The organism is Flavihumibacter sp. CACIAM 22H1, assembly GCF_001601815.1.
GTDB lineage: Bacteria > Bacteroidota > Bacteroidia > Chitinophagales > Chitinophagaceae > Flavihumibacter.
In genome coordinates, this window is sequence record NZ_LUKG01000046.1 from 9,573 (window position 1) to 19,441 (window position 9,869).

Genomic DNA, 9,869 nt, shown 5'->3' on the forward strand with positions numbered 1-9,869 from the left:
TCCACTCTTCGGGCATTGATGTCGAAACCTATTACCGATAATTTTCGGGCAAATTCCAATGCAAGCGGCAAACCTACATAACCCAGGCCGATAACGGCTAGTTTGGCTTTTTTGTCGAGCAGATCCTGGTGAATACTCATCTGTTTACGCTTTTAAATTCTTTGGGTTGTTTAAACAATTCTTCATGAGGCAGAGATTTAAAATAGTCATAGGTTATTTTCACGCCTTCTGCCCTGTTTATAACCGGCTCCCATCCAAGTATTTCTTTGGCTTTTGTAATATCGGGTTTGCGTTGTTTGGGATCATCAGCTGGTAGCGGACGATACACAATTTTCTGGTTGGTACCCGTTAGCTTTATAATCTCCTCTGCAAATTCTTTCAAAGTAATTTCGTCGGGGTTGCCAATATTTACCGGATTAGAATAGTCGCTCATCAGGAGGCGATAAATTCCTTCCACCAGGTCATCTACATAACAGAAAGACCGGGTTTGGGATCCATCTCCAAATACAGTCAGGTCCTCCCCTCTTAATGCCTGTCCGATAAATGCCGGAAGAGCCCGACCATCGTTTAAACGCATTCTTGGACCATAGGTATTAAAAATGCGGATAATCCGGGTTTCCACATTATGGTAGGTATGATAAGCCATGGTAATGGACTCCATAAAACGTTTAGCCTCGTCGTATACACCTCTCGGACCAACCGGGTTCACATTGCCCCAATACTCTTCCGTTTGCGGATGAACCAGCGGATCGCCGTACACTTCCGAAGTAGATGCCACTAATATCCGTGCACCTTTGGCCTTTGCTAAACCCAGGCAATTATGAGTACCCAATGCACCCACTTTCAGGGTTTGAATGGGAATTTTAAGGTAATCGATTGGGCTGGCAGGCGAAGCAAAATGTAAAATATAATCCAGCTCACCCGGCACATGAATAAACTTGCTGACATCATGGTGATAGAACTCAAACTGTTCCAGTTTAAACAGATGTTCTATATTTTTCAGATCGCCGGTGATCAGGTTGTCCATGCCCACCACCCGATAACCTTCTTTGATAAAACGGTCACATAGGTGAGAGCCGAGAAAACCGGCAGCTCCTGTAATCAACACTCTTTTTTGCATGCCGTTCTATTTTGAATTTGATACGGTTTTACGACCAATACTTTCATAATGAAAACCCAGTTCACTGATAGCCCGGATATCAAACAGGTTTCTTCCGTCAAAAATCACTTTTGATTTCATCCGGGTAACCATTTTCAGAAAATCGGGGGTTCGGAACTCGTTCCATTCGGTAGCAATCAACAGGGCATCGGCGTCCTGGAGCGCATCGTATTGGTTGTCAGCATAACGTATTTTATCGCCCAGTAATTGTTTGACATTGCGGATTGCTTCGGGGTCAAAGGCGGTAATCGTAGCTCCTTCTGCCAGTAAGGCGTCGATCATATACAGTGCAGGAGCTTCCCGGATATCGTCGGTATTGGGCTTGAAGGCAAGTCCCCATAAAGCAAAATGCCTGCCCTTCAGCGCATTTCCATAATATCGCCTGATTTTGGGCAGGAGGTGTGTTTTTTGCTTTTCATTGACTTCCATTACGGCATTCAGAATCTTAAAATCATATTCTGCCTGCGCGGAAGATTGAACCAGAGCCTGCACGTCTTTCGGGAAACAGCTTCCTCCATACCCGATGCCGGGAAACAAAAAGCGTTTTCCGATTCGATCATCGCTACCAATACCCAGGCGAACCATATCTACGTCCGCACCCAGCCTTTCGCAAAGCTGCGCCACTTCGTTCATAAAGGAAATTTTGGTAGCCAAGAAGGAATTAGCGGCATATTTGGTGAGTTCTGCAGATCGTTCATCCATATAAATTACCGGGTTACCAGATCTTACAAATGGTGCGTACAGCTCACCCATTAATTTTCTGGCCCGATCAGAGCTGACACCAATTACAACGCGGTCGGGTTTCATAAAATCATCCACAGCTACGCCTTCCCGCAAAAATTCAGGATTCGATACCACATCAAATTCACCTGCATAATTCCTGGCAACCGCTGCTCTTACTTTATCGGCGGTTCCTACAGGAACCGTACTTTTATCAACCAGTACTTTGTAATCTGTTAGTAGTTTTCCAATTTCCTCCGACACCCCCAGCACATATTTCAAGTCGGCAGCACCATCGGCGCCGGGCGGGGTGGGTAAGGCCAGAAAAATGATCGCTGCCTCTTTGATTCCTTCTGCCAAACTGGTGGTAAAACTCAGCCGGCCTTCTTTCAGATTACGCAAAAACAATTTCTCCAACCCGGGTTCATAAATTGTGATCTCACCATTGGTAAGCCGATCCACTTTTGACTGGTCAATATCAACACAGATAACTTCATTGCCGGTTTCAGCAAAGCAGGTACCTGTTACCAATCCAACATACCCGGTTCCAACTACTGTAATTTTCATGAGGATCTATCTAGTTTAATGATTATGTATGTATTCCAAAACCTGTGCGGTGATATAGTTCAACTGCTCCTCATCAAGTTCCGTATGCATAGGCAAAGAAATAACCCGCTCGGTTAACCAATCTGTTATTTCCAGGTGCGTTTCTCCACTTCCAAATGCTGCAAACATTTGTTGCCGGTGAGCAGGTACCGGGTAATAGATCATAGACGGAATTTGCTTTTCGGCCAGGAATTGATGCAGGCCATCGCGGTTTACCCCTTCCAACAGCAGGGTATACTGATGAAAGACATGTTTATTATTGGCTGCGCGGTAAGGTGTGGTGATTTTTTTATTCCCGGCAAAGGCCTTATCGTAAAAATCTGCTGCATTTCTTCTGGCGGCTATATATGTATCTAGCCGGGGAAGTTTAACATTTAATACCGCTGCCTGAATACTGTCCAGCCTGCTGTTACAACCCACCATTTCATGGTAATACCGAACTTTTTGTCCATGGTTGGCAATCATCTTCATTTTGGCAGCCAGTTGATCGTCATTGGTACAGATAGCGCCACCATCTCCATAACAACCCAGGTTCTTAGACGGGAAAAAGGACGTACAACCAATGGTGCCGATGGTGCCGGTTTTCTGAACACGTCCATCACTATAATAATAATCGCTTCCAATTGCCTGAGCATTGTCTTCAATTACCGGGATGCCGTATTTCTCAGCAATGGCCATGATGGCCTCCATATTGGCTGCCTGTCCGTATAAATGTACAGGTACAATTGCCTTTGTTTTGGGCGTAATGGCTTTTTCTATGGCGGCAGGGTCTATGCAAAAAGTTTGAGGATCCACTTCCACGAATACCGGCTGAAGCCGTAATAAGGCCACCACTTCGGTAGTAGCAATATAGGTAAAGGAAGGAGTTATCACTTCATCTCCGGGTTGAAGATCAAGCGCCATCATGGCAATCTGAAGCGCATCGGTTCCATTGGCACAGGGGATTACATGTTTTACCTGCAGGTAGGCCTCGAGCGACTTATTGAAATCCTGTACTGCTTTACCATTAATAAAGGCCGCTGTATCCAGCACTTCATGAATAGCAGCGTCTACTTCTGCTTTTATTTGCTGATATTGCTGCTTTAAATCAACCATTTGAATTGGGCGCATAGATCAACCTCCTCTTTTTAAAATGGGCACAAAAATAGCGAAATATAGGTTGGCTGGAACTTTGAATTTAGCTTTGCTTCACATTAACCACCTGATTAAGTGAGTCTTTTACTATATAATTTATTCCTCTTATTATACCGCTGGGCCCTGGGGCTGGCAGCTTTCTGGAATCCCAAAGCCCGGAAATGGGTAACCGGCAGAGCCGACTGGCAAAATCGGTTGAAACAGCAAATAGGTACGGATCACCGCCCCCTGGTATGGATGCATTGTGCCTCCCTGGGAGAATTTGAACAGGGAAGGCCGGTTTTGGAATGGATCCGGGGCAGTTATCCGGATTACCGAATTGCACTGAGTTTTTTTTCCCCTTCGGGTTATGAAGTCAGGAAAAACTATGCCGGCGCTGACCTGGTCTGTTACCTGCCTATGGACAGTGCAAGAAATGCCCGTTTTTTTATTGAGCAGCTTTCTCCCTCGGTCGTAATCTGGGTACGGTATGAATTCTGGTACCATTACCTGAATACGCTGTTAAAGAAAAAGATTCCTGTACTGCTGATTGCGGGGCGATTTAGGAAATCACAGCCTTTTTTTCACCGCTTCGGACACTTACACCGGCATATGCTGAGTTGCTTTGACCATCTTTTTGTACAGGATACCGCTTCGTTCGAACTTTTAAAGGCTATCAGCATTACACGGGTAACGGTTGCCGGAGATACACGCTACGACCGGGTTTCGGCAATAGCTGAAAAATTTATACCGGTAGATGGAATAGCGGCTTTTGTAAAAGACCATCCTGTAATCGTATGCGGAAGCACCTGGCCGGAAGATGAGGAAGAACTGGATCATTTTGCCAACCTTCGGCAGGATCTGCGCTTTATCATTGCCCCGCATGAAATAGCGCCGGCCCACCTGGCAGAAATAGAGGCCCTGTTCAAACACACCATCCGGTATTCGGAATGGATTAGTCAGCTGGAAAATAAGGCATACAAGCATGAAAATACTGCCAATGTGCTGATAATTGACAATATCGGCATGTTATCACGCCTTTATAAATATGGAACTATTGCCTATGTGGGAGGTGGATTCGGAGACGATGGCCTGCACAATATCCTGGAAGCTGCCGTATATGGAATGCCTGTGCTACATGGGCCGGTGTATGACCGGTTTCCGGAGGCTGCCCAACTGATTGAAGCCGGAGGCGGTTTTGCTGTTGAAAATGCGCTTGAACTTGAAGCCTTATTTAATCAACTGCTGGAAAATAAGGAAGCGTTGGCCCAGGCTTCCGAAGCAGCCCGGTTATTTGTTGTCCGCCAGCGGGGTGCCAGCGAAAAAATCCAGGCTTATTTAGAGGAGAACCGCCTTCTTACCAACTGACAAAAATGACGTACCGTATCTTTGGAATCGTCCCAGGCCAGTTTAAGTTTGAGCTCCCGTTCTATCCAGTATTCTGCTTCCTGTAAGATGTTGAAGGAATTAATGGTTTTAATGCTTCGTTCGTACATCACTTCATCGCCCCTGAATAATTCCTGCACAAAAACAAAACGATCATTTATACCAATGGCTTTCTTAAGGTCCCGAACCGGTTCTCGGGTAAGCACTTCGGCCACTTCAATGGAGGCTTGTTTTAGCTTATCATTCAGCGATCCCCCATTTAATTGCTGACTCATCACATCGTTCAATTCCCGGATTTCTTTCTGATGGGCCAGGGTGGGTATTTCCTGCATCAGGGAATGTAACCAATCGGCTGGTACGGCCGTATCCGGCGCGGAAGCTGGTTCAACAGGTTTTTCTTCCGGTTCCGGACGGGGTTGCACTGCAGCAACGGCAACAGGTGCTGGGGCGGCGGGCGATTCCATCGCTTTTTTAGGCATTCCGGTGCTGCCGGCCGGTAACACTACCGCTACTTTTGAATTTCCACTCCGGACAATGGAAGAAGAAGCCTGTTCCTGAAGGGCTGTTTGTAACAGCTGGACAGTCCGCAATAAAGCGGTGGCATCCGCATCCTGGTCCATTTGTTCCTGCAGCTTATTAATCAGTGCTCTAACTCTTTCCATTTGATATGGTACTTTTGGGTTAGTATTGGAATTCATAAAGTTATTAAAATAATATCGGAACTATTACATCTGCTTTCAAAGGTTCTGTTAACCTTGCGAGCAGGGCATCGTTCCCTACCAACTTGTTTAAACGTGTTTATAGAACCTACTTTAAATGGCGGCCGCCGGGGATGGATAGAAGTGATCTGTGGTTCCATGTTTTCAGGAAAAACAGAAGAACTGATCCGTCGTCTGAAACGTGCCCGCATTGCCAACCTGAAAGTGGAAATTTTCAAACCGGCTATTGACGTGCGCTACGATGAAGTTCAGATCGTTTCCCATGACGAAAATGCCATTCAATCCACGCCTATTGACAATTCCCAAACCATGCTTTTAATGGCTTCCAATGTGGATGTGGTAGGAATTGACGAAGCCCAGTTTTTTGATGACCAGTTACCCGTAGTGTGCGATCAGTTGGCACGCCAGGGGATCCGGGTCATAATAGCCGGACTGGATATGGACTACCTCGGGAAGCCGTTTGGGCAAATGCCTTTTTTGCTGGCCAAGGCAGATTATATCACCAAGTTGCATGCCATTTGTGTTAAATGTGGAAATATCGCCTCTTTCAGCTATCGAAAGCTGGCCCTCCATAACCAGGTAGTGCTGGGCGAAAAAGAAACCTATGAACCCAGATGCCGTACCTGTTACGAAGAAAAATCCTGATGCATGAAATCTGTAATTGCCCTTTTTAAAAAAGATCTTTTGCTGGAGTTCCGCCAGCAATACACGTTATATGGAATCATATTATATGTGGCCAGTACCATTTTTGTATTGTTTTTGGCTATGGGGCAGCCCGAAGACCATGTCTGGAATGGGCTTTTCTGGATGATCCAGCTCTTTGTTTGCGTAAATGCGGTTGCAAAAAGCTTTTTACAGGAAAGCAGGGGACGCCTGCTTTATTTCTATTCCATTGCCGGTGCCCGTGATTTCATTCTTTCCAAACTGATATTCAACATGCTGCTGATGGCTGTTTTAAGCCTTATTTCCTGGGTTTTATTCGGCTTACTACTAGGAAACCCGGTACAGAACGGAGCCCGGTTTATGGGCGTGGCGGTATTAGGCGGACTAGGGCTAAGCCTTGTTTTCACCTTTTTATCCGCCATTGCAGCCAGGGCTCAGCAAAATGCAGCCCTGATGGCTATCCTGGGTTTCCCGTTAATTATTCCTCAAATTTTACTGATGATGAAATTGGCCAATACCGCTTTTAGCCAGGTTATCCAGGACAGCCTGGGTATGATCGTTCTGCTGCTGGCGGGCCTGGACCTGCTGGTAGTAGCCCTGGCCATTATTCTGTTTCCCTTCCTCTGGAAAGACTAAGCCCGGGCAGCCGGGTGGGGCGGCTTTGCCCCTTCTTGCATTTCCCCTAATTTTGCGGCACTTATACGACTCTATGCGATTAGCCTGGTGGAAAATTCTTTGTATCGTACAGCTGCTGATTATTTCTGTAGCCGGATTATTGGGCGATGTTCCTGCCAAACCCATTCTCAATGAAACCATCCGCAATTATTATTTCCATGTTCCGATGTGGTTCGGGATGATGATCTTTTTTATTGTATCGGTGGTTTTTTCTGTGAAATACCTTCGCTCCGGCAACCTGGAACACGACATAAAAGCGGTGGAATTTGCCAATGTGGGCTTGTTATTCTGTGTATTGGGATTAAGCACCGGTATGATCTGGGCTAACTATACCTGGGGAAAGCCCTGGAGCAATGACCCCAAACAGATCGGTGCCGCCATTGCTTTCCTGATTTACTTTGCTTACCTGGTGCTCCGGAACTCCATGCTGGATCCTGATAAACGGGCAAAAATCGGGGCGGTATATAATATTTTCGCCTTCGCAATGCTCTTTCCAACTATTTGGATCATTCCCCGGTTATTGGAAAGCCTACACCCGGGTGGCATGGGCAACCCGGCACTAAACCCGGGCGATGTAGACAGCCGGATGAGGTACCTGTTTTATTTCATTGCATTTCCCGGGTGGACACTGGCAGGCGTATGGATCGCAAGCCTCCATATCCGGCTCAAAAAATTGGAAGAAAAAAAACTGCAACATGCGTAATATAAAATGGATGGCATTATTCGCCGGTTTGTTCTTAACCGGCAGTTCCCTGCTCGCACAAAGCCCGATGAACGAGGATGCACCGGTTCAGATGGCGGATGGCCTCCATGCAAATGGTAAAATCTATGTGGTGGTAGCGGTAGTAATTACCGTTGTTACCGGGGTTATTTTGTATTTGATCCGGCTCGACAGAAAAATCAGCCGGCTGGAAAAAGAAGGCTGAGATTTATTCGTTATAGGTTCGTATCCTTTCAGCGATTGCGTAAACACATATAAAAACACATTCAAAAACGAACAACATGTCTGGACATCAAGAGTACAGCTTCTTTGGAGCAGTAGAGAAGAGCTTTGACAAGGCAGCCAAGTTCACCAACTGGGATCCGGGAATCCTTGAACAAATTAAACAGTGTAATTCCGTTTACCGGATGCATTTCCCGGTTAAAATCGGCGATCAGATTGAAGTAATCAAGGCTTATCGGGTGCAGCATTCGCACCACAAAACACCTTGTAAAGGAGGAATCCGTTTTGCAACAGCGGTGAACCTGGATGAGGTGATGGCACTGGCCGCACTGATGACCTACAAATGCGCTATTGTAAACGTACCCTTCGGGGGAGCAAAGGGGGGTATCTCTATCGACCCCAAAAAATACACCGCCTATGAGCTGGAGAAGATAACCCGCCGCTATACCCATGAACTGATCAAAAAGAATTTTATTGGTCCGGGTACGGATGTTCCGGCACCGGATTATGGAACCGGTGAACGTGAAATGGCCTGGATCCTGGATACCTACATGAGTATGAAACCAGGTGAGGTAGATGCCCTGGGATGCGTAACAGGAAAGCCGGTAACACAGGGGGGAGTACGAGGTCGTCGGGAAGCAACCGGCCTGGGTGTATTTTATGGCATCCGCGAGGTCTGCAATATGCCCGATGTAATGCAACGGTTGGGGCTTGATCTTGGCATTGAAGGTAAAACAGTGGTAATACAGGGACTTGGAAACGTGGGCTATCATGCTGCCAAGTTTTTCCGGGAAGGTGGTGCAAAGGTTATTGCGATCGCAGAATTTGAAGGCGCTATCATGAACCCCGATGGCTTGAATGAAGACGAAGTATTCCAGCACCGTAAAAAGACCGGCTCTATCCTGAATTTTCCAGGGGCCTTAAACCTGGCTAATTCAGACGATGCACTGGAACTTGATTGTGAAATCCTGATTCCTGCCGCTTTGGAAAATGTAATTAACGGAGAGAATGCCCCCCGTATTAAAGCCCGCGTGATAGGAGAAGCTGCCAATGGGCCGCTTACCCCCGAAGCCGATGAGGTATTTGCGGCAAAAGGCACCCTGGTAGTACCGGATATGTACCTGAATGCCGGCGGCGTAACGGTATCATATTTCGAATGGTTGAAAAACCTGAGCCATGTACGGTATGGCCGATTGGAAAAACGATTTACCGAGAATCAGAATAAGAACATTCTGAACCAGATCGAAAACCTGACAGGTAAAAAAGTAGCCGAAAATCATAAGATCATGATAGAACATGGTCCGGATGAGGTAGACCTGGTATATTCCGGATTGGAAGAAACCATGATAACTGCTACCCGTGAAATCATGGATTGCTGGAAAAATAATCCGTCGATTCCGGATATGCGTACCGCGGCTTATGTGGTTGCGATTAACAAAGTAGCTACCAGTTACGAGGAACTCGGAATTTTCCCTTAACTGGTAGGTGTCAGATACATGTTCTAACATGTATCTGACACCTTACCACCTTACAAATACTCCGGCAACTCTGTCAGCAAGCTTAACCGGCCATTGGAACGGTGATATCCTACACAGTCTTTTCCATTGGTGATCACCAGAAAAGGAACGGGAATAGCCAGGTTGTACCGAAGAATCTGATGCAATACCGATTCGGTGAGCGGCACTTCCATCGCCTTACACTCCACCATCAGCCAGGGCTGGTGCAAGCGGTCGTATACCAGCAGATCAAACCGCTTATTCAACTCCCCTAATTTCACAGTCTTTTCCACTGCAATAAATGAACTGGGATATTGCTGCACCTGAACCAGGTATTGCAGGAAATGTTGCCGTACCCATTCCTCTGGAGTCAGCACCAACCATTTTTT

The 9,869-nt window shown here is 46.4% G+C and carries 11 protein-coding genes; 6 read left to right on the plus strand and 5 right to left on the minus strand.

Annotation, left to right across the window (positions count from 1 at the left end; all coding sequences use genetic code 11):
* Positions 1-136: 136 nt before the first annotated feature.
* The 3 genes from A1D16_RS13265 to A1D16_RS13275 are packed head-to-tail and all read right to left on the minus strand — an operon-like array spanning position 137 to position 3,595.
* Positions 137-1,120 carry a UDP-glucuronic acid decarboxylase family protein gene (locus tag A1D16_RS13265; RefSeq protein WP_290710232.1) on the minus strand — a complete coding sequence of 328 codons (984 nt, stop codon included), beginning with the start codon at positions 1,118-1,120 and terminating at the stop codon, positions 137-139.
* A 6-nt stretch (positions 1,121-1,126) separates the two neighbouring features.
* Complete coding sequence (locus A1D16_RS13270; RefSeq protein WP_290710234.1) at positions 1,127-2,446, minus strand: UDP-glucose/GDP-mannose dehydrogenase family protein; 1,320 nt, start codon at positions 2,444-2,446, stop codon at positions 1,127-1,129.
* 15 nt (positions 2,447-2,461) lie between these two features.
* Positions 2,462-3,595 (minus strand): DegT/DnrJ/EryC1/StrS family aminotransferase, encoded by a 1,134-nt coding sequence (locus A1D16_RS13275; RefSeq protein WP_290710236.1) that lies wholly within the window; start codon positions 3,593-3,595, stop codon positions 2,462-2,464.
* A 99-nt stretch (positions 3,596-3,694) separates the two neighbouring features.
* On the opposite strand from A1D16_RS13275, the gene A1D16_RS13280 reads away from it, so the two are divergent.
* Positions 3,695-4,966, plus strand: coding sequence for a glycosyltransferase N-terminal domain-containing protein (locus tag A1D16_RS13280; RefSeq protein ID WP_290710238.1), 1,272 nt, complete (start codon positions 3,695-3,697; stop codon positions 4,964-4,966).
* Here A1D16_RS13280 and A1D16_RS13285 read toward each other — a convergent pair.
* Entirely contained in the window at positions 4,933-5,646 is a 714-nt protein-coding gene (locus A1D16_RS13285) for a hypothetical protein (RefSeq protein WP_290710240.1), read from the minus strand. The genes A1D16_RS13280 and A1D16_RS13285 overlap by 34 nt on opposite strands.
* 132 nt (positions 5,647-5,778) lie before the next feature.
* Between A1D16_RS13285 and A1D16_RS13290 the strand changes: the two genes are divergently transcribed.
* From A1D16_RS13290 to A1D16_RS13310, 5 genes are all read left to right on the plus strand, one after another.
* The gene (locus A1D16_RS13290; protein WP_290710242.1) at positions 5,779-6,348 is read left to right on the plus strand and encodes a thymidine kinase; all 570 of its coding nucleotides are present in this window, start codon (positions 5,779-5,781) and stop codon (positions 6,346-6,348) included.
* A 3-nt stretch (positions 6,349-6,351) separates the two neighbouring features.
* A complete protein-coding gene (locus A1D16_RS13295; protein ID WP_290710244.1) occupies positions 6,352-7,002 on the plus strand; it encodes a heme exporter protein CcmB in 651 nt (216 codons plus the stop codon).
* Positions 7,003-7,054: 52 nt separating this feature from the next.
* Positions 7,055-7,744, plus strand: a complete 690-nt coding sequence (gene ccsA, locus A1D16_RS13300) for a cytochrome c biogenesis protein CcsA (RefSeq protein WP_366206802.1) — start codon at positions 7,055-7,057, stop codon at positions 7,742-7,744.
* The gene (locus tag A1D16_RS13305; RefSeq protein ID WP_290710248.1) at positions 7,737-7,967 is read left to right on the plus strand and encodes a CcmD family protein; all 231 of its coding nucleotides are present in this window, start codon (positions 7,737-7,739) and stop codon (positions 7,965-7,967) included. The genes ccsA and A1D16_RS13305 overlap by 8 nt, the downstream gene beginning before the upstream one ends.
* Positions 7,968-8,043: 76 nt before the next feature.
* A complete protein-coding gene (locus A1D16_RS13310) occupies positions 8,044-9,462 on the plus strand; it encodes a Glu/Leu/Phe/Val dehydrogenase (RefSeq protein WP_290710250.1) in 1,419 nt (472 codons plus the stop codon).
* Between the two features lie 50 nt (positions 9,463-9,512).
* Here the strand turns inward: A1D16_RS13310 and A1D16_RS13315 are convergent.
* On the minus strand, positions 9,513-9,869 hold a 357-nt coding region (locus tag A1D16_RS13315; protein ID WP_290710252.1), incomplete at its 5' end, for a type I restriction enzyme HsdR N-terminal domain-containing protein.

Excerpts from the sequence above, each read along its gene's own strand:
- A1D16_RS13275 (WP_290710236.1), bottom strand. The coding sequence starts at position 3,595 with ATGCGCCCAATTCAAATGGTTGATTTAAAGCAGCAATATCAGCAAATA.
- A1D16_RS13270 (WP_290710234.1), bottom strand. The coding sequence starts at position 2,446 with ATGAAAATTACAGTAGTTGGAACCGGGTATGTTGGATTGGTAACAGGT.
- A1D16_RS13295 (WP_290710244.1), top strand. The coding sequence starts at position 6,352 with ATGAAATCTGTAATTGCCCTTTTTAAAAAAGATCTTTTGCTGGAGTTC.
- A1D16_RS13265 (WP_290710232.1), bottom strand. The coding sequence starts at position 1,120 with ATGCAAAAAAGAGTGTTGATTACAGGAGCTGCCGGTTTTCTCGGCTCT.
- A1D16_RS13285 (WP_290710240.1), bottom strand. The coding sequence starts at position 5,646 with ATGGAAAGAGTTAGAGCACTGATTAATAAGCTGCAGGAACAAATGGAC.
- A1D16_RS13310 (WP_290710250.1), top strand. The coding sequence starts at position 8,044 with ATGTCTGGACATCAAGAGTACAGCTTCTTTGGAGCAGTAGAGAAGAGC.
- A1D16_RS13305 (WP_290710248.1), top strand. The coding sequence starts at position 7,737 with ATGCGTAATATAAAATGGATGGCATTATTCGCCGGTTTGTTCTTAACC.